The organism is Bartonella sp. B10834G3 (genome assembly GCF_016102505.1).
GTDB lineage: Bacteria > Pseudomonadota > Alphaproteobacteria > Rhizobiales > Rhizobiaceae > Bartonella > Bartonella choladocola.
Window position 1 is genome coordinate 72,623 of the sequence record NZ_JACFOM010000003.1, and the last position, 24,096, is coordinate 96,718.

Annotated in this window: 26 protein-coding genes; 13 read left to right on the forward strand and 13 right to left on the reverse strand. The window is 47.0% G+C overall.

The features are described 5' to 3' along the window. The first annotated feature begins 127 nt into the window (after nucleotides 1–127). Together H3S94_RS11915 and H3S94_RS09445 are read left to right on the forward strand one after the other, a co-directional pair. Nucleotides 128–334, forward strand: coding sequence for a BA14K family protein (locus H3S94_RS11915; protein WP_246786479.1), 207 nt, complete (start codon nucleotides 128–130; stop codon nucleotides 332–334). Between the two features lie 220 nt (nucleotides 335–554). Further along, nucleotides 555–788 (forward strand): hypothetical protein, encoded by a 234-nt coding sequence (locus H3S94_RS09445; RefSeq protein ID WP_198231388.1) that lies wholly within the window; start codon nucleotides 555–557, stop codon nucleotides 786–788. 49 nt (nucleotides 789–837) lie between these two features. Here H3S94_RS09445 and H3S94_RS12125 read toward each other — a convergent pair whose 3' ends face one another. Both H3S94_RS12125 and H3S94_RS09455 read right to left on the reverse strand, forming a co-directional pair. After that, nucleotides 838–1,134 (reverse strand): hypothetical protein, encoded by a 297-nt coding sequence (locus H3S94_RS12125; RefSeq protein WP_369805747.1) that lies wholly within the window; start codon nucleotides 1,132–1,134, stop codon nucleotides 838–840. A gap of 135 nt (nucleotides 1,135–1,269) precedes the next feature. Then, nucleotides 1,270–1,629: a hypothetical protein gene (locus tag H3S94_RS09455; RefSeq protein ID WP_198240891.1), complete on the reverse strand. Its 360-nt coding sequence runs from the start codon at nucleotides 1,627–1,629 to the stop codon at nucleotides 1,270–1,272. Nucleotides 1,630–2,042: 413 nt separating this feature from the next. Between H3S94_RS09455 and H3S94_RS09460 the strand changes: the two genes are divergently transcribed. Continuing rightward, the gene (locus tag H3S94_RS09460; protein ID WP_198240892.1) at nucleotides 2,043–2,252 is read left to right on the forward strand and encodes a hypothetical protein; all 210 of its coding nucleotides are present in this window, start codon (nucleotides 2,043–2,045) and stop codon (nucleotides 2,250–2,252) included. Between the two features lie 18 nt (nucleotides 2,253–2,270). Here the strand turns inward: H3S94_RS09460 and H3S94_RS09465 are convergent, their stop codons facing one another. Then, nucleotides 2,271–2,915, reverse strand: coding sequence for an MBL fold metallo-hydrolase (locus H3S94_RS09465; protein WP_198231389.1), 645 nt, complete (start codon nucleotides 2,913–2,915; stop codon nucleotides 2,271–2,273). Between the two features lie 541 nt (nucleotides 2,916–3,456). Here H3S94_RS09465 and H3S94_RS09470 point away from each other — a divergent pair. From H3S94_RS09470 to H3S94_RS09480, 3 genes are all read left to right on the forward strand, one after another. Then, nucleotides 3,457–4,161, forward strand: a complete 705-nt coding sequence (locus H3S94_RS09470; RefSeq protein WP_077992975.1) for a response regulator — start codon at nucleotides 3,457–3,459, stop codon at nucleotides 4,159–4,161. 9 nt (nucleotides 4,162–4,170) lie between these two features. After that, nucleotides 4,171–5,511 (forward strand): ATP-binding protein, encoded by a 1,341-nt coding sequence (locus tag H3S94_RS09475; protein ID WP_077992977.1) that lies wholly within the window; start codon nucleotides 4,171–4,173, stop codon nucleotides 5,509–5,511. A gap of 115 nt (nucleotides 5,512–5,626) precedes the next feature. Continuing rightward, the gene (locus H3S94_RS09480) at nucleotides 5,627–5,824 is read left to right on the forward strand and encodes a DUF3008 family protein (protein ID WP_198240893.1); all 198 of its coding nucleotides are present in this window, start codon (nucleotides 5,627–5,629) and stop codon (nucleotides 5,822–5,824) included. Nucleotides 5,825–6,459: 635 nt separating this feature from the next. Here the strand turns inward: H3S94_RS09480 and H3S94_RS09485 are convergent. The 3 genes from H3S94_RS09485 to H3S94_RS09495 form a co-directional block, all read right to left on the reverse strand. Continuing rightward, on the reverse strand, nucleotides 6,460–6,798 hold the full coding sequence (locus H3S94_RS09485; RefSeq protein WP_198240894.1) for a tRNA-binding protein: 339 nt from the start codon (nucleotides 6,796–6,798) through the stop codon (nucleotides 6,460–6,462). Nucleotides 6,799–6,878: 80 nt separating this feature from the next. Further along, on the reverse strand, nucleotides 6,879–7,379 hold the full coding sequence (locus tag H3S94_RS09490; RefSeq protein WP_077992987.1) for a YbjN domain-containing protein: 501 nt from the start codon (nucleotides 7,377–7,379) through the stop codon (nucleotides 6,879–6,881). Between the two features lie 340 nt (nucleotides 7,380–7,719). Continuing rightward, a complete protein-coding gene (locus H3S94_RS09495; RefSeq protein WP_077992995.1) occupies nucleotides 7,720–8,019 on the reverse strand; it encodes an accessory factor UbiK family protein in 300 nt (99 codons plus the stop codon). Between the two features lie 365 nt (nucleotides 8,020–8,384). On the opposite strand from H3S94_RS09495, the gene lgt reads away from it, so the two are divergent. From lgt to H3S94_RS09515, 4 genes are all read left to right on the forward strand, one after another. Beyond that, the gene (lgt, locus tag H3S94_RS09500) at nucleotides 8,385–9,275 is read left to right on the forward strand and encodes a prolipoprotein diacylglyceryl transferase (RefSeq protein ID WP_198240895.1); all 891 of its coding nucleotides are present in this window, start codon (nucleotides 8,385–8,387) and stop codon (nucleotides 9,273–9,275) included. Beyond that, entirely contained in the window at nucleotides 9,268–10,371 is a 1,104-nt protein-coding gene (locus H3S94_RS09505; RefSeq protein WP_198240896.1) for a class I SAM-dependent methyltransferase, read from the forward strand. Before lgt ends, H3S94_RS09505 begins: the two co-directional genes overlap by 8 nt. 52 nt (nucleotides 10,372–10,423) lie before the next feature. Beyond that, the gene (gene pgeF / locus H3S94_RS09510) at nucleotides 10,424–11,209 is read left to right on the forward strand and encodes a peptidoglycan editing factor PgeF (protein ID WP_198240897.1); all 786 of its coding nucleotides are present in this window, start codon (nucleotides 10,424–10,426) and stop codon (nucleotides 11,207–11,209) included. 521 nt (nucleotides 11,210–11,730) lie between these two features. After that, nucleotides 11,731–12,663, forward strand: a complete 933-nt coding sequence (locus H3S94_RS09515) for a ribose-phosphate pyrophosphokinase (RefSeq protein ID WP_077992998.1) — start codon at nucleotides 11,731–11,733, stop codon at nucleotides 12,661–12,663. Nucleotides 12,664–12,853: 190 nt separating this feature from the next. Here the strand turns inward: H3S94_RS09515 and H3S94_RS09520 are convergent, their stop codons facing one another. Continuing rightward, nucleotides 12,854–14,383, reverse strand: a complete 1,530-nt coding sequence (locus H3S94_RS09520; protein WP_077994622.1) for an ATP-binding protein — start codon at nucleotides 14,381–14,383, stop codon at nucleotides 12,854–12,856. 303 nt (nucleotides 14,384–14,686) lie between these two features. On the opposite strand from H3S94_RS09520, the gene H3S94_RS09525 reads away from it, so the two are divergent. Both H3S94_RS09525 and pth read left to right on the forward strand, forming a co-directional pair. Continuing rightward, on the forward strand, nucleotides 14,687–15,346 hold the full coding sequence (locus tag H3S94_RS09525) for a 50S ribosomal protein L25/general stress protein Ctc (RefSeq protein WP_077992999.1): 660 nt from the start codon (nucleotides 14,687–14,689) through the stop codon (nucleotides 15,344–15,346). A 57-nt stretch (nucleotides 15,347–15,403) separates the two neighbouring features. Beyond that, nucleotides 15,404–16,114 carry an aminoacyl-tRNA hydrolase gene (gene pth / locus H3S94_RS09530; RefSeq protein ID WP_198240898.1) on the forward strand — a complete coding sequence of 237 codons (711 nt, stop codon included), beginning with the start codon at nucleotides 15,404–15,406 and terminating at the stop codon, nucleotides 16,112–16,114. An 862-nt stretch (nucleotides 16,115–16,976) separates the two neighbouring features. On the opposite strand, the gene H3S94_RS09535 is transcribed toward pth, so the two are convergent. Then, on the reverse strand, nucleotides 16,977–17,645 hold the full coding sequence (locus tag H3S94_RS09535) for a L,D-transpeptidase (RefSeq protein WP_077993002.1): 669 nt from the start codon (nucleotides 17,643–17,645) through the stop codon (nucleotides 16,977–16,979). Between the two features lie 218 nt (nucleotides 17,646–17,863). Here H3S94_RS09535 and ychF point away from each other — a divergent pair, with 218 nt between their 5' ends. Beyond that, nucleotides 17,864–18,967 (forward strand): redox-regulated ATPase YchF, encoded by a 1,104-nt coding sequence (gene ychF / locus H3S94_RS09540; protein ID WP_198231397.1) that lies wholly within the window; start codon nucleotides 17,864–17,866, stop codon nucleotides 18,965–18,967. Between the two features lie 233 nt (nucleotides 18,968–19,200). Here ychF and H3S94_RS09545 read toward each other — a convergent pair whose 3' ends face one another. The 5 genes from H3S94_RS09545 to petA form a co-directional block, all read right to left on the reverse strand. Further along, a complete protein-coding gene (locus H3S94_RS09545) occupies nucleotides 19,201–19,641 on the reverse strand; it encodes a PRC-barrel domain-containing protein (RefSeq protein WP_077993013.1) in 441 nt (146 codons plus the stop codon). Nucleotides 19,642–20,781: 1,140 nt separating this feature from the next. Next, the gene (locus tag H3S94_RS09550; protein WP_198231398.1) at nucleotides 20,782–21,330 is read right to left on the reverse strand and encodes an adenine phosphoribosyltransferase; all 549 of its coding nucleotides are present in this window, start codon (nucleotides 21,328–21,330) and stop codon (nucleotides 20,782–20,784) included. A 6-nt stretch (nucleotides 21,331–21,336) separates the two neighbouring features. Then, nucleotides 21,337–22,182: a cytochrome c1 gene (locus tag H3S94_RS09555; protein WP_198240899.1), complete on the reverse strand. Its 846-nt coding sequence runs from the start codon at nucleotides 22,180–22,182 to the stop codon at nucleotides 21,337–21,339. Then, nucleotides 22,176–23,450 carry a cytochrome bc complex cytochrome b subunit gene (locus H3S94_RS09560; protein WP_198240900.1) on the reverse strand — a complete coding sequence of 425 codons (1,275 nt, stop codon included), beginning with the start codon at nucleotides 23,448–23,450 and terminating at the stop codon, nucleotides 22,176–22,178. The genes H3S94_RS09555 and H3S94_RS09560 overlap by 7 nt, the downstream gene beginning before the upstream one ends. Nucleotides 23,451–23,455: 5 nt before the next feature. Further along, complete coding sequence (gene petA / locus H3S94_RS09565) at nucleotides 23,456–24,007, reverse strand: ubiquinol-cytochrome c reductase iron-sulfur subunit (protein WP_198240901.1); 552 nt, start codon at nucleotides 24,005–24,007, stop codon at nucleotides 23,456–23,458. Nucleotides 24,008–24,096: the final 89 nt, after the last annotated feature.

Below are 24,096 nucleotides of genomic sequence, written 5' to 3' on the forward strand. Positions count from 1 at the left end.
GTGTCGGGTATTTTTTTAACCTTCAATGAAACAATGCTAGATAAGCAGCATCAATTCCCCATTCAAAAAACAAACAAACGAAATTGCAATTTTTAACAAAAGAGGCATTTGTCGTTCGATTGACCGCTTGAAAGCGTCGGAACAATCTGCAAGGCATTTCTTCATCTTTATCTTTTCGGATAACGGAAAGCTTCCTGATGAAATGGGGGCTGCCCGCCCCTGTTATCCGCCTGCACCAACGGCTTATAAGCCGGTCTACCAGCCATGGAGTGCCGGTTGGCGCAATTATTGCGCATCCAAATACCGGTCATTCAACCCGCGGACGGGAACTTGATCGCCGTAGATGGTCTTAACCATTTTTGTAACGCCAACTGATTTGATAGCATTTGATTTAAAAATACCCGGCCTTGTGTCGGGTATTTTTTTAACCCTCAATGAAACAATGCTAGATAAGCAGCATCAATTCCCCATTCAAAAAACAAACAAACGAAATTGCAATTTTTAACAGAAGAGGCATTTGTCGTTCGATTGACCGCTTGAAAGCGCCGGAACAATTGGCAAGGCATTTTTTCCTCATCCTCATCTTTTCCGATAACAGAAAGCTTCCTGATAATATGGGGGCTGCCCGCCCCTGTTATCTGCCTGCACCAACAGCTTATAAGCCGGTCTACCAGCCTTGGAGTGCCGGTTCACGCATTGATTGCGCCTCCCGAATACCGGTCGTTCAATCCGCAAACGGGAACTTGATCGCCGTAGATGGCCTTAACCATTTTTGTAACGCCAACTGATTTGATAGCATTTGATTTAAAAAATACCCGGCCTTGTGTCGGGTATTTTTTAACCCTCAATGAAACAATGCAAGATAAGCAGCATCAATTCCCCATTCAAAAAACAAGCAAACGATATTGCAATTTTTAACAGAAGAGGCATTTGTCGTTCGATTGATCGCTTGAAAGCGTCGGAACAATCGGCAAGGCATTTCTTCACCCTCATCTTTTCCGATAACAGAAAGCTTCCTGATAATATGGGGAACTGCCCGCCCCTGTTATCTGCCTGCACCAACGGCTTATAAGCCGGTCTACCAGCCATGGAGTGCCGGTTGGCGCAATTATTGCGCATCCAAATACCGGTCATTCAATCCGCGGACGGGAACTTGATCGCCGTAGATGGTCTTAACTATTTTTGTAACGCCAACTGATTTGATAGCATTTGATTTTAAAAATGCCCGGCCTTGTGTCGGGTATTTTTTTAACCCTCAATGAAACAATGCTAGATAAGCAGCATCAATTCCCCATTCAAAAAACAAGCAAACGAAATTGCAATTTTTAACAGAAGAGGCATTTGTCGTTCGATTGATCGCTTGAAAGCGCCGGAACAATCGGCAAGGCATTTATTCACCCTCATCTTTTCCGATAACGGAAAGCTTCCTGATAATATGGGGGAACTGCCCGCCCCTGTTATCTGCCTGCACCAACGGCTTATAAGCCGGTCTACCAGCCATGGAGTGCCGGTTAGCGCATTGATTGCGCCTCCCGAATACCGGTCATTCAACCCACGGACGGGAACTTGATCGCCGTAGATGGTCTTAACCATTTTTGTAACGCCAAGCGAATTTATGAGAAGCGACATTAACCCCTTATATCAACATTGAAAAAGTCTACCCGACCTTATGTCGCGTATTTTTGCAATGGATGTTTTTTCCTCGCTTGGCCTGCCGGAATATTCGTTTAAAGGCCGGATTCACACCGCTATGTCGAACACCTGTTTTGAATTGACCGGATGTTTCAACCTTCAATCTTCATGACTGGATAGCGCTTTGAAAACTCCCGCAAAAAGAATTTGTTATTTTTTGCAGCCTCGCTTTTTATTTTGCCGAGCCATACAGACTTTTCCCCGTGCGCCCTATGCAATTCCCCTTATAAAGCTCCTACCCTGTACGTTTTTCCGCGCTGTACGACTTCCACCCGTCCTGCTCCCTTCCCTGTACGCCTTCCATCCCTATCGCTTTCTCCCCATCCTGTCATAGTTGGAAAAGCCGGATTATGAGAGGCTTTGGCCGCAATAGTCGGCCTCTATCAACCGCACATAGGCCGCTCTTTGCTGCCTTTTCAGCCTTGACCACCCGCAAAGTCATTGCCCGTCCGGATAGGCTATTTTATCTCAAGCCCAAAACAGCGATGCGGCACGGGGGCGCTATCAAAGGAACACAAAGAAAGGTCGAAAAAACAATGGCGGAAGTGGCAAAGCGATAAAGCTTTACCACTTCCGGTTCATAAATCTTGCAAAAACTGGTTGTGGAGTTTTTCTTCGCCAATGGTGCTCATACCGCCGTGACCACTGATAAACACAACATCATCACCTAAAGGCAAAACTTTTTCTTTCAAAGAAGACATAAGATCGTCATAGGAACAAAAGGGAAAATCGGTTCGTCCGATCGAATTGTGAAAAAGCACATCGCCAACAAGAGCCAAACGGGTTTCATCATTGAAATAGATAACATGACCGGGAGCATGGCCGGGGGTATGGAACACCTTGAAACTATGCCCTCCACAATCGACAATATCGCCCTCTTCAAGCCAGCGGTCGGGCACGCAATTGCGCACCCCTGTCATGCCATATTCTTTCGCTGTCGTTACGAGATTGTCCATAAGCGGCTTATCGGCAATATTGGATCCGATAACGGGAACATTGAGCGCCTCTTTGGCTTCCATGGCGCCACCGGCATGATCGACATGTGCATGTGTTATCCAGATTGCTTCAACCTTGATACCGGCCTGTTCTATCGCTTGTGCCACACGTGACCAATCACCACCGGGATCAACAAGCACGCCCCGCTTTGTTTCATCGTCATAAAGGAGCGTACAATTTTGTTGGAAAACCGTCACCGGTATGATTATTGCTTTCAGCTTTCCCATAACAGATCCTTCGATATTCGATTGCAAGAATTCAGAACTTTATCAACATGTGACATATCAATATCAAGATTGGTCAATATCAAGATTGGCAAATTTTGCCGGAATGATCTTTAGTTTGCCAGATGTCTTTATTATTGTTTACATCTATTTCTGCCGATGTCACGGGGTTTGCCTTGCTTGATAAAAAGTGGCAAGCCGGAAAAGTCGAAATTTGTAAAACGGCCTGCAAAAACTTTTTTTGAAAAAACAGCCCTTTTAAAGCCAAAACCGGCGTAGCCCGCCGGTTGCCCACGCCGATAAACATCGCCCAAAAACCCGACATTGATCGTAAAATTGGCAAACTTTATTATTTTAACCGCTCATGATTTTATTCATGTTATGATTTTCTCCACGTCATTAACGATAAAACGAGTATAAAGTTCTGTTATGAATGACGGGCGCGTTTGTCATGGTATTGCCTAAAATATGGAGCAATGAGAGGGTAGCTATCTCGACAGGGATAAATTCTTCCGATAAACTCGGCTCAATCCGGATATGAAAAATGACAGAAAAAAACACAAAGCTTTCTGATGATGCTCCCCATCTTCTGGTGATAGACGACGACACACGCATACGTAGCCTGTTGTCGCAATATCTTGCCCAGAACGGTTTTCGTGTTTCGGTTGCAGCCAGTGCCGATGAAGCACGGCGTAAATTGGCCGGACTTGATTTCGACCTGCTGATTGTCGATGTGATGATGCCGGGGGAAAACGGCATTTCGCTCACGCGTTCGCTGCGCGAGACAAAAACCGTTCCGATATTGATGCTGACAGCCCTATCGGAAACCGACAGTCGCATTGACGGCCTTGAGGCGGGAGCCGATGATTATTTGCCCAAGCCTTTTGACCCGCGCGAGCTTTTGTTGCGGGTGAACGCGATTTTGCGTCGCGGCAGTACCGGCGGCCAACCGAAGATAGAACAATTGGTATTCGGCCCCTATACATTTTCGATTGCCAAAAAAGAACTGAAGAAATCGGGCGAAATTATAAAACTGACCGATCGCGAGCAGGAAATTATGGTTATTTTTGCCGAACATGCAGGCACGACAATTCCGCGCCATAAACTTGCAACAGGTGAAGGGGAAGTGGGCGAGCGCACGATTGATGTGCAGATCAACCGCTTGCGCCGCAAGATAGAAAATGATCCGGCCAATCCGGTTTACCTGCAGACGGTGCGCGGCATCGGCTACAAGCTCTCGATCGAATAGGATCAACTGATGGCCGGGCCTATCGACAGTTTGGGGCGTTGGCTGGCAAAAAAAATGCCAAAGCGCCTTTATGCGCGTTCTCTCATTATCATCATTGCGCCGATGGTTCTGTTGCAGTCGGTGATTGCCTATGTTTTCATGGAACGGCATTGGCAAATGGTGACCGAACGCCTGTCGACTGCTGTGGTGCGCGATATTTCTGCGATTATCGACATTATCGAAACCTACCCGCAAGATGATAATTACAACAATATCACACGCATTGCCCAACAACGTATGGGGCTGAATATTTCCATTCTCCCGCCCGAGCCGCTGCCCCCACCCGGCCCAAAACCGTTTTTTGCTATTCTCGATTATTTTCTGAGTGAAGAAATTACCCGCCAGATCAATCGCCCGTTCTGGATTGATACGGTGGGAGATTCCGACCTTGTGGAAATCCGCATCCGGCTTGATAACCATGTCTTGCGCGTTTTCGCCATGCGTTCGCAAGCCTATGCTTCAAACACCGGTATTTTCTTGAGCTGGATGGTTGGCACGGCACTTGTTTTGTTGATTATTGCTATTTTCTTTTTAAGAAACCAGATCAAACCGATCCAGCAGCTTGCCGCTGCCGCCGACAGTTTCGGGCGCGGCTTGCCGCTGCCGGAAGGCTTCGAGCCGAGAGGTGCAGAAGAGGTGCGCCGTGCAGGCACTGCATTTTTGCGAATGCGCAAGCGCATTGAACGCCAGATAGAACAGCGCACAATGATGCTTTCGGGTGTCAGCCATGATTTGCGAACCATTCTAACGCGCTTCAAATTGCAACTGGCATTGGCAAAAGGAAGTTTCGATACCACCCCGCTTGAACAGGATGTCGCCGACATGCAGAACATGTTGGAGGGCTATCTTGCCTTTGCCCGTGGTGAAGGAACAGAAAATGTCGGTGAACTTGATCTGGAAGAGTTGATGAAAACCCTTCAAAAAGACGCGAAACTGCGTGAACGCGGCTTTGTCTATCAAATCGAAGGTTCGCCTCTGGTGCAATTGAAGCCGAAAGCTTTTTCACGGCTTGTCAGCAATCTTGTCTCGAACAGTTTCCGTTATGCCAAAAACGTCGATGTTGCCATTGTCCATGGAGACGACGACCTTGTTATTATTATTGACGATGACGGGCCGGGTATCCCCGCCAATATGCGCGAAGAAGTGTTCAAACCTTTCTTCCGTCTCGACGAGGCGCGCAATCAGGATGCGAGCGGTACCGGTCTTGGCCTTTCAATTGCGCAGGATATTGCGCGCAGCCATGGCGGCAATATCATTCTCGATGATAGCCCGACGGGTGGCTTGCGTGTCATTGTTGAAATTCCTCTCTAACGCCCGATATGAAATGAACGGGCATTGGTTTTGACCATATTCCGGAGAACCGCCAAAGCGCGGGCTTTCAGGGATTTGTTCTGGCCTTATGCCATTTTTCAGAAAGGGAAATATCATGCCAGCACGTTCAAAAGTACAGCAGGAAGCCGCCGGAGCAGCTCTTGCAGCCAAACGCGGTAAAAGACCGGTCAGCTCGCTACAGGGCGCATCCAAAAAAATGGAACAATCCATGACAGAAGACGAGCTTAGAGAATTTGCGTCAACCAAACGCAAGGACTTGCCGGAGAGCGTCGGGAAAAAATCCAAAAAATAGAATTTTGCCAATTATCTGATCGGATAATGATCTGACAATTATCCGGCAAGCTTGTTCGGGGGCGAAAAGCTGCTCACGGGTGATTGTGCAGGCTTTTACATGTCTGTCGCGATGAAAATGTCGTTCACAGCATTTGAACATGCGAAGAAATTGGTCATGCGTGAAAATATGCAACGCTTATATTTAAAGATTGCACTTTAAATTTAAAGATTGCATTTAAAATTGGCGATCATAGCTCGAAAACCGGCTTTACCCTTGGCCAAGAATTGCAAAGCCTTGGCAACAGTCCATTCAGCTTTATCGAATTTATAGCGGACTTACGGCGCAAAAGTTGCGCAGAGTTGAGGGAATATGGCTCTAAAATAAATCGCTTTGTTCAACACGCAAATGCTGCCCATTCAAAGCCGATATTTTCAGACCTTAAAAGCCCCTTGCTTTCAAACGCCGCCCATTCAAAGCCGACATCTTCAAGCCCTGACACCTTAAAAGCCTTTGCTTTCAAATGCCCGCTCTCAAAGCCAACGCCTTAAAAGCTGATACTTTCAAACCGCCATGGCTTAAAATCGCACAGGCTTAAAATGCTTGCACTTTCAAATGTCGGCGTTTTGAAGCTACAATGCCTTGCTTTTTGTGGCTTAGAATATACGACCGCCGACCGGAACTTCTTTCGAGGGCTGTAAAAGCACGACATCGCCATTTTCATCCGGCAAGCCGAGAGTGAGCACTTCCGACATGAACGGGCCGATCTGGCGTGGCGGAAAATTGACAACACACAGGACTTCACGCCCGACAAGTTCATCAAGCTTATAGTGCACGGTGATTTGTGCTGATGAAAGTTTGACACCGATCTCTTTGCCGAAGTCGATTTTCAACTTATAGGCAGGTTTTCTCGCTTCGGGGAAAGCTTTCGCTTCAACTATTTTTCCCACCCTTATATCGACTTTCAAAAAATCGTCGAAACTGATTTCTGTCATCTGACAACCTCTTTGATTGCCTGAAACATATTATTATTTTTCAGGCATTTCCCTTGATTTTCAGGCGCTTTCCCTGATTTTCAGGCATTTCCCTTCGTTTCAAACAAAGCGAATTGCAACGCATTATCAGCCGAAAGTGATGACCAGGCCACCATCTGGAAAGCGCTATAATGGGTTTCACAAACATCCAGAGCGTTGATAAGCAGGTTTTCCACCTGGGCATTGGAGGGATGCAAACCGCCCGACAGCAACAATGCCTGCCTGAAAATAACAGATGAAGCATCTTCCCAAAAATCGAAATGCCCCATCAGCAATTTTTCATTTATTGCAAGGATCAATTTGAGAAGTTCTTTTCGTCTGGTTTGTGAAACCGACATATCGAACGCACAGGCAAGATGCAGTGCTTCCTGATTTTCCATCCACGAGAAAGCAATATGGTAAGTTGCCCAATGCCCCTCCACACAAATTGTAATTTCATCCTCCGCCGTTCTCTCGAACGACCAGTCATGACCATTGGCCACCTGTTCGATCAAATCGACAGGGTGGAGATCCCGTTCCAAGTTGCCTACGGCAAGCCTCATTTCATTCCTCAATTCCAAATCGCATTTTCGCGAGAAAATTCCAGCGAAAAACACCACCCACGCGTCGCCACGTGGTTCCAGTTGCCCGCAAAAAACTATAAACGCATAAAACTCACAACAAGCGCATAAAACGCAAAATCCGCCATTCGTTCTATTTCGGCTCTTTTGCGAATCATCTTTTGTTTTCAGTGTATTGATCTGAATCGAGAGTGCTAGTCCCCTTGATTCAAAAAGCTGTTTACGGATAAAAAAACAGGGCGGGAACAAATGTTCGACCCGCCCTAACAGATTCTGGATTAAGCATTTTTCCGACTTATTCACAGCCAAGAAAAACTGGGGATTATTTTTTCTTTTCGTCCTTGTCGGATGAAGATGACGCTGTTTTTGCCTTTGAACCCGATTTGTTTTCCAGATTATCCAAACGTTTTTTCAGCTCCTCGACTTCCTGACGTGCTTTGGCTGCCATTTCCTTGACAACCTCGAATTCGTCACGATGGACAACATCGAATTTATTGAGGACACGTTCTGCCTGTGCGCGAAAAGCTGTTTCAGCTTCATTGCGCACGCCTTGTGCAGCACCGGCTGCATCGGTCATCAACTTTGCTAGCTCGTCAAGCACGCGGTTGGGTCCATTACTCATTTGGCCTATCCTTCTTAAAACTGTTTAGATACCCGGTAAAAACCAATTCAGGCTAACATATAGAACATTTTTTTAAAATGAGGATAGCGGTTTTGTCATCTTTACGAAACTGCATCAAAAACTTGAAAATTGGCGCTGTTTTTTACTCATGAAAAATGTTTCTCTTTCACATCATATCGTTTTGAAAAAACAGAAAATTCCAAAACCCGTTGCTTGCGGTATGCTTGGGCAAACATGAAAAAATTTAAAATTTTTAAAGAATTGATAGCATTCGATAGAATTGATAAAAGCTTGACCCGTAAACATTCCTCGGTCATCTTCAGTCAAACAATTTCCGACTTCATCAATTTATCCGGCCTCATGTTATGAATGATCTACCGCCCTGCCCTGCCATTGCTTTTCCCGATTTTTTGAACCCTATCATTGTTCAAATCGGGCCGATTGCGCTTCATTGGTATGGTCTCGGCTATGTTATCGGCATTCTGTTTGCCTGGTGGTATGGTGGATTGCTGCTTAAAAACAAAACACTTTGGTATAACGAAACGCCGCCCATGACACCCCAATTATTGGGTGATTTTGTGGTCTGGGCTGCTATCGGTGTCGTTGTTGGCGGGCGTCTCGGCCAGGTTTTATTCTGGGACCCGCAATATTATTTCAGCCATCCTGCGGAAATCATCGCCGTCTGGGATGGTGGCATGGCTTTTCATGGCGGGCTTATCGGAACCATTATCGCGATGATATGGTTCGCGCTCAAACACAAAATCGGCATCTGGACAATGTTTGACACCATCGCTGCCGGTGTGCCTATCGGCCTCGGCGTGGTGCGTCTTTGCAATTTCATCAATCAGGAATTATGGGGCAATGTCACAAATGTTCAATGGGCCGTCTGTTTCCCGCGCGATCCCGACTATCTCCCCCGCCATCCGAGCCAGATCTATGAAGCGTTGATGGAAGGGCTTATCCTTTTTGTTATACTTGCTATTCTTGTTTTTGCCTTCAAAGCCTTGCGCAAGCCCGGCATTGTTTCGGGTACTTTCATTTTCGGCTATGGTGTTGCCCGCATGATTTCGGAAATATTCCGCGTCCCCGGCGAGGATCCTGAATGGTTTAGTCGCGTTTTTTCCGGTACCGGCTTCACTTACGGCATGGCCTTGTCGCTTCCCATGGTGCTTTTTGGTGTTTATGCCATTTATCGGGCTTTCAGACATGCACCAAAAAACGATGTCAAACTGCGTTCGTTAAAAACCGATGAATGATCTTAAAACCAAAATTTGCGAATTGATCGCGCTACAAGGCCCTTTGCGGGTAAGCACATTCATGACATTGGCCTTGAGCGACGAACAAAACGGCTATTACAAAAATGAAATGCCTTTTGGTAAAAAGGGCGATTTCATCACCGCGCCCGAAATAAGCCAGATGTTCGGCGAGCTTATCGGCATCTGGGTAATTGAAACTTTCTATAAATTGAAAAAACCCGCCTCTTTTACCCTTTGTGAATTGGGGCCGGGGCGCGGAACGCTGATGCAGGATTTGTTACGCACAATCAAAAAACTCTCGGCCGATTGTTTTCAAGCTGCCAATGTTTTGATGGTCGAAACCTCCGACAAGCTTGCAGCACTCCAAAAACAGGCTCTTTCTTCTTATCGTGATAAAGTCCGCTGGCTCAAGGATTTCGACAAACTTCCCGACGCCCCGCTCATTCTGGTTGCAAACGAATTTCTTGATGCCTTGCCGATCGACCAGTTCATCAAAATTGACGGCAATTGGCATGAACGGCTTATAACGACAGATGATAACGATGAGCTTGGTTTTACCGTTGGTAATAATGTGCTCGATCAAACAGGCTTGCCGAAAAAATATCGTGATTTGCCGGAAGGTTCCGTTTTGGAGCTTTCTCCCTTACGGCTCGAATTTGTCGAAAAAGTTTTAAAACATCTCTCCCGCCATCGCGGCTCGGCACTTTTTATTGACTACGGGAGCACCGGCCTTCCCTATGGCGATACATTGCAGGCGGTATCGCGCCATGAATTCAAAGATATTTTCGCAAATCCGGGAAAAGATGATCTGACAAGCCATGTCGATTTCTCTTCACTTGAAGTGATTGCCAAACGTCACGGAATTTTATCGGGCGTCATCACCCAAGGTGCGTTTCTGACAGGCCTCGGATTGGTTGAACGCGCCGGCCGGCTGGGGTCGGATAAAAGCCACGATGTTCAGGAAAAAATCCGCCTCGACGTAGAAAGACTGGCGGCACCCGAAGAAATGGGAACGCTGTTCAAAGTGCTCGCTTTGAGCGATGAAGAAACCGGCATTCACCCGTTGTTTACTGCAGAGCAGAATTACCGCGATTGACAACCCGTTTTGAAAACGCCACGATAAGCTGTTAAATCTAATGGTCGTTCATATGTCACAATTGCCATCCCCTGTTTTTTCGCCTTCCCTTGAAAATTTGGAAAAAAACGGCATTCGCCACGCTTTTTTCACACGTCAGGGCGGTGTTTCCCGCGGGATTTATGAAAGCTTGAACCTTGGTCGCGGCTCCGATGATGACAAAGAAAATATTGATAAAAATCGCGATATTGTTGCCGCTTATATGGGTGTTAAGCCGGACAATCTTATCAATCTCTATCAAATCCATTCGCCCCATGCGCTGATTGTCAATGAACCGATCATAGGTGAACGTCCGCGTGCGGATGCATTGGTCACCAATAAAGCCGGACTTGCTTTGGGGATTTTGACAGCCGATTGCGGGCCTGTGCTGTTTGCCGATGCGAAAGCCCGTGTCATTGGAGCTGCCCATGCAGGCTGGCGGGGCGCTTTGGCCGGTGTTATCGAAAATACGGTCGCGGCAATGGAAACATTGGGTGCAAAACGGAACAATATTGTAGCAACATTAGGACCGTGTATCGGCCCCAAACATTATGAAGTTGGCAAAGAATTCTATGAAACATTCGTCGAAGAAAACAAGTCATATGAAAAGTTCTTTACCAAATCCGGACGCTTCGGGCATTTTTTCTTCAACCTCTGGGATTTCATCCAGAATCGGCTTGATGATGCCGGTGTTCATGGAGATTGCGTAAATTTATGTACTTATGGCGACGAAAAAAGGTTTTTTTCCTACCGGCGCAAAACACATCGCAATGAACCCGATTACGGTCGGCAAATTTCGGTCATTACACTCGCAATATAGTTGTTTGACAAGTAAAAGGCCGGTTTGGTTTCGGGTTTCACAAGGTTTTCAAGGTGAAACTTTTGCGGGGCACAAAAACGAAAAGCAGAAAACTTTACCAATGGAACTGGCCTACGAAAAGCCAAGCCCATCAATACGAAGCTAAAGAATTAAAGATGATAAATGCAAATTCTCTATAGCGGTAAATTTATCATAAAAAATCCGGTGACAAGGAAAAGCCGGTCACCGCTAAGCCCCTCCCCAAAAAAAGAAGTTACGCCCGCCAAGCCCCCCCCAAAAAAAGTAAAGTTACAAAAGCGGGAATTGGCAAGGCAGGAAATGCCTGTCAGCTTTTGCCGTTTAAATCCGGTCATTGCGAAACCGGATAGCATTTGGCTGTGAATTCTTTTTTTAAACGGTGCAAAAACAAAACAGTCAATTAGAAAATGGCAGGAGTGACAATATGAACTCTTGCAATCTGATAACAAAAAGTTAAAACCGCAGCCAGAAATTCTGTTTTCTTTAGAGCCAGGGGCCAAGCCATGAAACTTTTCTGCGGCAATTCCAACCCACGCCTTGCCGAAGACGTAACAAAATATCTCAACATTCCCATGGGTAAAGCAACGGTACGACGCTTTGCCGATCAGGAAATTTTTGTTGAACTCCATGAAAATGTTCGCGGTGAGGATGTTTTTCTTATCCAGTCGACATCCTATCCCGCCAATGACCATTTGATGGAACTTCTCATTATGATTGATGCGGTTCGTCGCGCTTCTGCACGCCGCATTACTGCTGTTATTCCTTATTTCGGTTATGCAAGACAAGACCGCAAGCCCGGCCCCAGAACGCCGATTTCCGCGAAGCTTGTTGCCAATCTTTTGACTGAAGCTGGCGCAAACCGCGTTTTGACACTCGACCTTCATGCAGGCCAGATTCAAGGCTTTTTCGATATTCCGACCGACAATCTTTATGCGGTTCCGGTCATTGCCCGCGATGTCAAAAACAACTATCCGCTCAAAAATGTCATGGTCGTTTCACCTGATGTGGGTGGTGTTGTGCGTGCACGCTCTCTTGCAAAACGTCTTGATTGTCTGCTTGCTATCGTTGACAAACGCCGTGAACGTCCGGGCGAATCGGAAGTTATGAATGTGATTGGCGATGTTTCGGGCAAAGATTGTCTTTTGCTTGACGATATTGTCGATTCCGGTGGTACACTTTGCAATGCTGCCGAAGCCCTTTTGAAAAAAGGTGCGAAGAGTGTAACCGCCTATATTACCCACGGGGTTCTTTCGGGCGGCGCTATTGCCCGCATCACCGGTTCCAAGCTGAAAGAGCTTGTTATTACCAATTCCATCATGCCGACACCGGCTGTAGAACAGGCTCCCAATATTCGCGTTTTGCCTATTTCCGACCTCATCGGCGAGGCTATTTCGCGCACAGCAGCCGAACAATCGGTTTCAAGCCTGTTTGATTAAAAGTTTCATTTGTTAACGAATAAAGGCCGCAGAGATTTGGTTTCTGCGGCCTTTTATTATGATGAAACAGCAGCTCTTCTCGAACTGGAACTTTTGTTGAACCGGATATTTTTTCGATCATAAGTTTTTATAAAACTCACGCTTTCCATGCAAAAGCTGATCTTTTGCACTTTATCGGGCATTAGCGCTTTTATTCGGCTGCATCGCTTTTATTTTGAAAGTCATCCGGTGCATCGGGGTCACCGGGCAGTGTTTCCAGTCCGAGATCGGGAAAAGCGGCAATGCGTTTTCCCCCGAAATCGGTTCTTACCACCAGAAGTCCGCGTTCTTCAAAATAGGTCAAGAGATGGCGCGCGCGACTCATAGAATGCGTGCCATAGAGACGGGCAAGCGTTGCATCGGAAGGGCATGGTTTACCGCTTACTGCCGCTTCAGCAACATTCAAAAACACACCTTGAATATCATCTGTCAGTGTTTCGGAAAGTGCCAATGCTTTTTGCCATGTTTCGCTTGCCGCCGTTTCCTCGTCAATAGCGGCTTGTGCTACGGCAAGTTTGCGCCGGAAACGGGCAAGATCAAGCGGTTCACCGGCAATCCGATGAATGCGGCAACGCACCAGAAAATCCTGATAAAGTACCGCAACCGAACGGAAAGAAGCATCCTTGTCATCAACAATTTCGCGCATTACCGCGTCGAGTTCGGCCTCGCGTTCCTGTTCGTCGATTTCGGGAAAGAGGCTTTGGTCTTCTTGCGGCTCTTCCTGTTTCTGGCGCACCAGCTCTTCCAATATTTCATTGGTCGGTTTCGGCGGTGGCGGGGGTGAGGCGCGCCTTATCGGCATAATCATTTCTTCAGGTGATGGTGTGAAGATCAGATCTTCCGCATCGACTGGCGCTTCCGGCAAGGGAAGAAGTTTGGGACTTGTCGAACGGGCAGATGTTTCAACGGGGCCAATCACCACAGGAAGCGGGCGGCGGGACAAAGCCGGACCAAGTGCCACAAAATGACCGCGTTCAAGATCGCGGAACATTTCCGCCTGACGGCGCTCCATTCCTAAAAGATCGGCAGCACGCGCCATATCAATATCAAGAAATGTCCGCCCCATTAAAAAGTTGGAAGCTTCGGCTGCAACATTTTTTGCAAGTTTCGCAAGACGTTGTGTGGCAATAACACCGGCAAGTCCGCGTTTTCTACCCCGACACATGAGATTGGTCATGGCACCGAGTGAAAGCTTGCGCGCTTCGTCGGAAACATCACCGGCTGCGGCGGGGGCAAATAATTGTGCCTCGTCGACCACCACCAGAAGCGGATACCAATAATCGCGTTCAGCGTCGAAAAGCCCGCCAAGAAAGGCGGCGGCAGCGCGCATTTGCTGTTCGGTATCAAGCCCTTCAAGGTTCAAAATAGCAGAAACGCGATGCTGGCGCACGCGAGCGGCAATGCGTGTCAATTCCAGTTCGGTGCGCTGCGCTTCAACAACCACATGGCCGAATTTGTCGGCAAGAGTAACAAAATCCCCCTCCGGATCAATCACACATTGCTGCACCCAATGGGCGCTTTGTTCAAGCAGCCTGCGTAATAAATGCGATTTTCCCGAACCGGAATTGCCTTGCACCAGCAAACGTGTTGCCAATAATTCTTCAAGATCAAGGCTCGCCACTTTCGAGCCGGTCAAGGCGCCACGTTCAAAAATAGTTCCCAGATTGATGTCGACAGTCATTGCCAATCCATCAATTGCCGAACCGTCGCAAGGCTCGTAGAATATTGAAACAAAAATATCGATGATTCTTTTTTCATGGCTCCTTTTAGCATTTCCTTGCCGAAAGGTGAAAAAAACGTCATTTTTTCCCACAACTCTTGCAAGCTCCCGATCTTTCGATTATAGCACCCCAATCCACGTCGACACCCTTGGAGGCAACGTGGGATGGATAAGGGGAAAATCTTTGCCTTTTTCCATATTCATGTCCGGAACCGTTGAAAGCTCCGCCCATGAATCTCCAGTTTTTTGAAAAGGACTTAAGCCATGAGCAAAGTTTACACACTCAAGGCCGAAGCACGCGAACGGGTTGGTAAGGGGTCCTCTCGTCACCTTCGCCGCAACGGTCTTGTTCCAGCAGTTATTTACGGCGATAAAAAGCCTGCACTTTCCATTGCCCTTTCCTATAAGGACATTTTTTACAAGATTCACGGTGGTGCATTCTTTACAACCATTGCTTCGATCGAAGTTGGTAACGAAAAAATTGAAGTTTTGCCAACCGATTACCAGCTTGATCCGGTTCGCGACTTCCCGATGCATGTCGATTTCTTGCGCGTTACGGAAAAATCGGTTGTTCACGTCAATGTTCCTGTCCACTTCCTCAATGAGGAAGAAGCTCCCGGCATCAAGACCGGCGGCGTTTTGAACATTGTTCGCCACGAAGTCGAACTTGAAGTTCCCGCCCATCACATTCCGGAAGCTCTTACTGTTGATCTTACCGGTTTGGAAGTTGGTGATTCCGTCCACATTTCCGACATCAAATTGCCTGAAGGCTCCTCGCCGCTCATCAAAGACCGCGATTTCACAATCGCAACCATTGCAGCTCCTGTTGCATTGCCTGTTGAAGATGAAACACCGGCAACTGACGAAGCCACAGCAGCAACCGATGAAGCACCTGCTGCTACAGGTGAAGAAAAATCCGAATAATGTGACTCAAAAGGCGGGGAAATTTTCCCGCCTTTTCTTTCCAAGCGAGGTTTAGCCATGTTGCTTATTGCCGGTCTCGGCAATCCCGGTTCTGAATATCAGGATAACCGGCACAATATCGGTTTTATGGCGGTTGACGAAATCAATCGAAAATACAAGTTTTCCCCCTGGAACAAGAAATTCAACGCGCTTATTTCCAATGGCACGATAGAAGGTGAAAAAGTCCTTCTTCTTAAACCTCAAACCTATATGAATCTTTCCGGTCAGGCTGTTGGCGAAGCGATGCGCTTTTATAAGCTGCAACCGGAAAATATCATTGTCATTCACGATGAACTCGACCTTGTGCCGGGCAAATTGCGTGTCAAAACCGGCGGCTCCAGCGGCGGCCATAACGGAATCAAATCCATTGATGCCCATTGCGGCAATAATTACCGCCGTATCCGTATCGGCATTGGTCATCCACAATCAAAAGAGCAAGTCACTTCCCATGTGCTCGGCAATTTTTCCAAAGCCGATCATGAATGGCTTGATCCCCTTCTTGACGCATTGGCCGATAATGTCGGCTTTCTTGTCAATGGCAAAGATAGTCTGTTTATGAACCGGATTTCTTTGGCTCATGAAGGCGAAACAGATCACACTCCCGAAGCCGACAAAAAGCCCAAAAAACAAAGCCATATCAGACAGGCGCGCCCGCAGCAGGCAAAAGAACTCCCCGCCACCGGCCCGATGGCAGAGATGTTGAAAAAACTGTTCAAAAACAACGACTAGATCATTCCGCTTTGGCAATTGGCGGGCACAAATAGCCGCTTGTTTTATGTATTATATAAGCGCTTTGAGCAATTCCGGACTTAAACAAATCTGCTTCAAACAATTCCGGTTTCAAGCTATTCCCGTTTTAAGCAATTCCTGCCTTAAACAATTCCTACCTCAAGCAGTTTCTATTTAAAGCTATTCCTGCTTCAAACAATTCCTACCTCAAGCTGTTGCTGTCTCAAACTGTGCCTGCCTTAAACAATTCCTGCATCAAGCGGTTCCTGCTTCAAGCAGTTTCTATTTAAAGCTATTCCTGTTTTAAGCTATTCCTATTTAAAGCTATTCCTGCTTCAAACAATTCCGGTTTCAAGCTATTCCCGTTTTAAGCAATTCCTGCCTTAAACGATTCCTACCTCAAGCCGTTCCTGCTTCAAGCCGTTCCTGCCTCAAGCTGTGCCTGTTTTAAGCTGTGCCTGTTTTAAGCTGTTCCTGCTTTCAACAGTTTCTGCGTCAAACAATCCAATTGTGATTTTCGCCCCCGCTTGCACCCTTTTGAAAAACAGCAGGGTCGCATAATTGTCGACACTCGAATTTTTCAAAGCCGACAAAGCGATCAATTGCCGACCTGACCAAACCGCTTTTTTCCAGCTGTTTTAACAGGAGAAAAAGCGGGAAAAACAATCAGGGGTGAATGACATTTGTTACCGGATGCAATTTTAAAAAACAAAAAAATTCATTCAAAAAACACAAAATCCGAAATGGCAAAATTCCGGTTGTTTGCGTTTTTTCCAGAAAAGAACACCCGCAAAACATTCAAATGTCTTGCGGGAAAATTTCTTCAGCTATGGTGTTTTTGTCAGCAATGACGGGGTTTATCTTACGAAAGCCCTTGTTCGTTGTGTTGGAGAACAATGACGTGGGTTCCTTCGGGAACGCGCCCGTAAAGGTCGATAATATCCTGATTGAGCAAGCGGATACAGCCGCTTGAAACAGCCTTGCCGATTGACCATTCTTCATGGGAGCCATGAATTCTGAACAATGTGTCCTGACCGTTTTTGAAAAGATAAAGCGCGCGCGCACCCAATGGATTGTCGGGGCCTGCGGGCATACCATCGCCCAAATGTCCGTAACGGTCAGGCTCGCGATCCATCATATCGCGTGTCGGATGCCACATCGGCCACATGCGTTTATATTGAACGACGGCTTCCCCTTCAAGCGCCAGACCGGCTTTGCCGACACCAACCCCGTAGCGTAGTGCACGCCCATTTTCCTGAACCAGATAGAGAAAACGTGCCTGCGTGTCGACAACCAAGGTTCCGGGCGAATAAGGGCCGTTGAATGCGACTTCCTGACGCCAGTATTTCGGGTTGATCTTGCTCATATCGACAGCCGGAAGCGGATAAGGTTCGTTTGTCACCGGACCGTAGAGCGCTTTTATATCGGCCGGAACCGGCCAGGATTGTTCGACTTGTGGTTGATTGCTTACGCAGGCGGCGAGCGCCAGGGGTGCGGCAATGATGAATGTACGCCGAGACAGGTGCCTCATGATAACTCCATACAAAATATCGGATTGTTTTAAGCCTGAAAGCTTAGCCAAACGTTAAAATAGACAAGATTCCGGCAAAAACGAGAGTGGTCATCAAAATCGTGTGGACTGTATCTTTTTCGCATCATGACCGGCTCTTTAACTGGTATCTGTTTAAAAACGTGCTATAGAACCAACCATGTTTACACGCTTATCGGATCAGGATTGCGAGAATTTCAATGGGATTTAAATGTGGTATCGTCGGATTGCCGAATGTGGGAAAATCCACACTGTTTAATGCTTTGACAAAAACAGCAGCAGCACAGGCTGCGAATTATCCTTTTTGCACAATCGAGCCGAATACTGGCGAAGTTGCTGTGCCGGATCCGCGGTTGAAAAAGATTGCTTCTATTGCCGGTTCCAAGGAAATCATCCCCACACGCATCAGCTTTGTCGATATTGCAGGGCTTGTGCGTGGCGCATCGAAAGGCGAAGGGTTAGGCAACCAGTTTTTGGCCAATATTCGCGAAGTTGATGCCATTGTGCATGTGCTGCGCTGTTTCATCGACGAGGATATTACCCATGTTGAAGGGCGAATTGATCCGGTGTCAGACGCTGCAACCGTTGAAACAGAATTGATGCTGTCCGATCTTGAAAGTCTCGAACGGCGTATTGTACAGATGAGAAAGCGTGCGACAGGCAAAGACAAGGAAGCTTTGACCGTACTTCCGATGATGGAAGAGGCTTTGAAGCTTTTACAAAATGGCAAACCGGTTCGGCTTTTGAACAAAGATATTTCGGAAGATGACCGGCAAATTCTGGTTTCGTTCAATCTGTTGACCTCGAAGCCCGTGCTTTATGTTTGCAATGTTGCCGAAAGTGATGCGGCAACAGGCAATGATTTTTCCAAAGCTGTCGAGAAAATGGCTGCCGAACAAGGCGCTGAAAGCGTGATTATTTCTGCCGAAATCGAGGCGGAAGTGGCGCAATTGCCGGAAGCGGAAGCCAAAGAATATCTCGAAGAACTGGGGCTTCATGAACCGGGCCTCGACCGTTTGATTCGCGCGGGCTATCACCTGCTTGATCTTATTACCTATTTTACCTGCGGCCCCAAAGAAACCCGTGCCTGGACCATTAAACGGGGAACCAAAGCCCCGCAAGCAGCCGGTGTTATCCATTCCGATTTTGAACGCGGTTTTATTCGCGCCCAAACCATCTCCTATAAGGATTATGTCGAACTTGGTGGCGAAGTGGCAGCAAAGGAAGCCGGTAAAGCGCGTGACGAAGGCAAGGATTATGTTGTCGAAGATGGCGACATCATGCTTTTCAAACATAATTCCTGATTTGTTATCAACAAATAGCGCCGGTTTTACTCAATTTCCGGCCATTATTTTGTGACCGATCCGGTTTTATTATTTTTCATGCCCGTCTCGAAAACCACAAAATAAAAGCCGTCCGGAAAAAATTCCGGACGGCTTTTATTCAAACAACTTCTATAGAAAACCGATAAGCTTTCGATAGAAAAATAGCCTTTCGATAGAGATAGCGTTCTCGCCTATCGAACAGTTATTTTTAATCAGAGCTTTTTATGCTCTTCATATTTGAATTCGGGAGCGGCCATCAGCCCTTCCTTGGTTACATTGACCACAACCTTCCACGCACCATTTTCATGACGCATGTAGATTGTTGAAGGATCAACCACAACATAGCGTTCACCCACACCAAGAAAACCACCTACACCCACAACAATGCCCGCTACATTATTCTGGCGAATGATAATGTCCTTGATCTGGCCGATTGCTTGATCCTGCTTGTTCAATACTTTTGTATCAATCAAGCTTGAAGCAATAAAATCTGTTTCGGTCGGTGTGACATAACGCACAACGACATCACCATTCGGCAACTTGACTTCCGAAGCCGGTTCTTTCGGCGCTTCGATTGTGATCTTCGGTGATTGCGCAAAAGCGCTTCCAGCGATTGTTGCTGCCAAAACAGTGATAAGTGCCAGTCTTTTCATTTAATACGCCTCATAATAATGTTAGTTACTTAAATAGAACGTATAAAAGATAAGAATGTTCCATTTTATTTATATTTTTTTAATGATTATTTATTTTTTTAAAACTGAAAATTGATATTATTGTTATATTATTGCGTTTGATTTTATTATATATATCTAATATGAACTTGATTTACTCAATTTAAGTTTTATCTGACCATTCTCTTTTTTGCATGACTGATTGTTGCTTGAAGAAAAAATATACCAATCTTGAACGGCTTTTAACGCCAAGCCGGATTTTGCGAAAATCGGCAGAGTTGAATAGCCACTTGTCTCACCACACAAGATATTTTTAGCCCACACAGAATATTTTTAGCCCACACAAGATATTTACAAGTGCCAAACTGCAACCTTGATTGCCTTTTCAACTTCTCGTTTTCAACCTGTCGTTTTTAACCTGCCGTTTTCAATTTGCCGTTTTCAACTTGTCGTTTTCGACCTGTCGTTTTATGTGGCATTTTCCCGAAAGATGGCCAATCATCTTCAATAAAACAGGATCACAAGAAAACAGAGCCAAGCGCAGAATAGAAACACGCGCAAAACAAAAACAACCATAAAACTGGGACAGTCACGAAACAGAGACAGGCACGAAAAAGAGACAGAAACGAAACAGGGACAAGCGCGGCTGAAACACTTTTCCCGCCCCCTTTCCGGACTGTGCAAAATTAGAAACCCGCCTGCCGAATGAGCCGGTTTAATGCGAGCCTCGTCACTAAAGAAGACGGCTTGGCACGCATGAACACGTGCCAATGAAGACCACTTGCCCAATAGAACCGGTTGCCAGGTACAACCGGTTGCCAAATAAGACTGCCCATTAACCAAGACTTCCCGCTAGCCAGCTTGCAAAACAAGGTCATTTGCTACACAAGGCTGCATGTCAAACGAGACCGGTTGCCAAATAAGACCGCCCATTAACCAAGACTTCCCGCTAGCCAGCTTGCCAAACAAGGTCATTTGCCACACAAGGCTGCATGTCAAACGAGACCGGTTGCCAAACAAGACCGCCGGATAAACAAGACTTCCCGCTAAATAAGACTGCTTATCCAGCTCACCCGCTTGCCATAACGGAATAGAAACTTTTTTAAAGCCTCCCCGAAAAACTCAATCGCCTTCGTAAGAGACCAGTGTGTGCACTTCAACGCCCAATTGGCGAAGCTTTTCGGCTCCGCCATGATCGGGCAGGTTGATAACAAAACAGGCTGCAACGATTTCGGCGTCAATCTGGCGCAACAATTCTGCGGCTGCAATAGCCGTTCCACCAGTGGCGATAAGGTCATCGACCAGAACCACTCGCTCACCTGGTTTCACCGCATCACGGTGCATTTCCATTTCATCAATGCCATATTCCAGACTATAGGCAATGCGCACCGTATCATAAGGCAATTTGCCTTTTTTCCTGATCGGCACGAAGCCTGCCGAAAGTTGGTGGGCGACAGCCCCGCCCAGAATGAAACCGCGTGCTTCCACACCGGCGATCTTATCGACTTTAAGGCCTATATAGGGGTAAACCAGCGCGTCAATGGTGCGCCGGAATGCACCGGCATTGCCCATCAAAGTGGTAATATCGCGGAATTTCACCCCCGGTTTCGGATAGTCCGAAATTGTGCGGATGGCTTTTTTCAGTGTTTCTTCAAGAGTTTCATTTGTCATCAATTTTCAATCCAATTCATTCCATATGCGTCTTTTCACGGCATAGGTCAGGCCTGCAAAGACTATCAAGAACAAGATGACACGAAAACCGGTCTTCTTGCGTGTTTCCATATGCGGGTCGGCAGTCCACATCAAGAAGGCCGATACATCACGGGCGTAATTTTCAGTTGTTTCTTCTGTACCATCATTATACGTCACCATGCCATCACTTAAAGGGGGCGGCATGGCAAGTGCATTTCCCGAATTGAAATAAGGGTTATACCAATTATTTTCCGCCACTTCCGCCCCTTCCGGCGGGTCGCTATAACCGGTGAGAAGTGCCGTAATATAATCAGGCCCGGCTTCGTTATAATTGGTAAAAATATCGGCAATAAAGGCAGGAAACGGCAAAGACACCGCACGGGCTTTTGCCATTAGCGAAAGATCACTCGGATTGGCACCATTATTGGCAAATTTCGCCGCTTCGACGTTCGGAAATGGCGAAGGAAAATAATCGGTCGGCAAGCCTTTGCGAACAAACATTTCCCCTTCGCTGTTCGGCCCGTCCTGAATGTCATAGGTTTTGGCAAAAGCTTTTATTTGTTCCTCGTTATAGCCAAGTGCCTTGAGGTCTCGAAATGCAACATATTTCAAGGAATGGCAGGTCGAGCAAACTTCTTTATAAACCTTGAGACCGCGTTGCAATTGCTGAAGATCATAAGTGCCAAAGGGACCGGAAAAGCTCCAGCTCTGTTTTTCGGGAACTTTCAACGGGTAATGCGCCTCGCCGCCTTCCTCTTCTGCAAAAACAGCAAGAGGCACGAAAAGCAATGCCGCCACAACCAGCCAAAAAAGAGAGTGCCTTCTTACCATAGCCGCCACCTTGTTTTGGCCTTTGCTTGCCTTTTTTCAAGATCTTCACTAATGGAAGAAGGAACCGGCAAAGTCTTTTCAAACTTCGGCAAAAACGGCATGATGACGAGGAAAAATACAAAATAATAGAGTGTGGCGATTTGCGACCAGAATACGCTACTTTCTGTAATGGGGGATGCCCCCAATGTTCCAAGTAATACCACATCGGCAATAAACAGCCAGTAAAACAGTTTGAAAGCCGGACGATAGCGCGCAGAACGCACTTTCGAGCGGTCAAGCCATGGCACAAATAACCAGATCAACACCGCCGCCATCAATATCAGCACACCGCCGAATGTCGAGCTGATCGGCCCGAAATCGAAGGTAATGGCGCGCAACATGGCGTAAAAGGGCAGAAAATACCATTCCGGCACAATATGCGGTGACGTGGTCATGGTGTCACCGGCGATATAATTATCGGGGTGTCCCATATAATCGGGCATGAAAAACAAAAACCACGCAAAGAAAATCAGAAATACGCTGATTGCAAAAATATCTTTGATCGTCGCATAGGGCGTAAAAGGGACAGTTTCCGACGGCGACTTCACCTCTACCCCTGTCGGGTTGTTCTGCCCGACATGGTGGACAGCCCAGATATGCAAACCGATAAGAAAAACCAGAATGAAGGGAAAAAGATAATGCAAAGAATAAAAGCGGTTGAGTGTCGGCTGGCCGACATTGAAACCGCCCAATAATGTTTCATGAAGCCAGGGGCCGATGACCGGAATAGCCTTGAAAAGGCCGGAAATGACCGAAGCTGCCGATGTCGACATCATCCCCCAGACGAGTGTATAGCCCAAAAATGCGGTTGCCATCATCACCAGATAGATCAGCACACCGATAATCCAGATGAGTTCGCGCGGTCGCTTGTGCGAGCCATAATAAAGGCCGCGGGCAAGATGGATATAGGCGGCAATAAAAAAGAATGACGAGCCGACAGCATGCCAAGGCTCGAAGAGCCAACCGAACTGGCCATCGCGCATGAAGCGTTCGCGCGCATCGAATGCCAATGTCACATCGGGAATATAATGCATCGACATGACAATGCCGGTCAAAATCTGCGATACCAGCATCAGCGTGAGAATACCGCCAAAGGTATAGAAATAATTGAGATTTCTCGGCACCGGAAACGATACACCGAGATTATAAAGAAAACGCAAAATCGGTAGCCGCGCGTCAAGCCAGCGTGTTAGCGCATATTTCGGATGATAGGATGAAGATTTTGTCATCGCACCTATCCGATCTGCAACACGTTATCTGACAAAAACCGGTAAGGCGGTATTTCGAGGTTGCGGTTGGCGGGGCCTGAACGCACCCTTCCGGCTGTGTCGTAAACCGAACCATGACAGGGGCAGAACCAGCCACCAAAAGCACCCGACTGCCCCAAGGGCACACAACCGAGATGCGTACAAATATTAATCATCACCAGCCAGTTTTCATGCCCCTCACCGGCCGATCGGGCAAGATCGGTGGCGGGTTGCTTCCCCTCAAGGTTGGGATTTACTGCATCCGGATCTTTCAGTTTATTCAGATCGACGTTTCTCGCGTCATCAATTTCTTTTTGTGTGCGATTGCGGATGACGACCGGCTGACCGCGCCATTTGACGGTCACAGACATTCCCTCTTCAATGCCGGAAATATCAACCTCGATTGTGGCACTTGCCAGCACTTTCTGATCGGGGCGCAACTGGTCGATAAATGGCCATGCGACAGAACCGACGCCCAGCGCACCGGCAACGCCGGTTGCAAGAAATAGAAAATCGCGTCGTGTCTTTTCGCTACTCATTGTAAAAGGTTGTAACCTGCCGGAAAAAGGTTGGAGCCTATTGGTCAAACGTATGTTTTTTAGCACACAGCATCAATTTGTCCACGCTT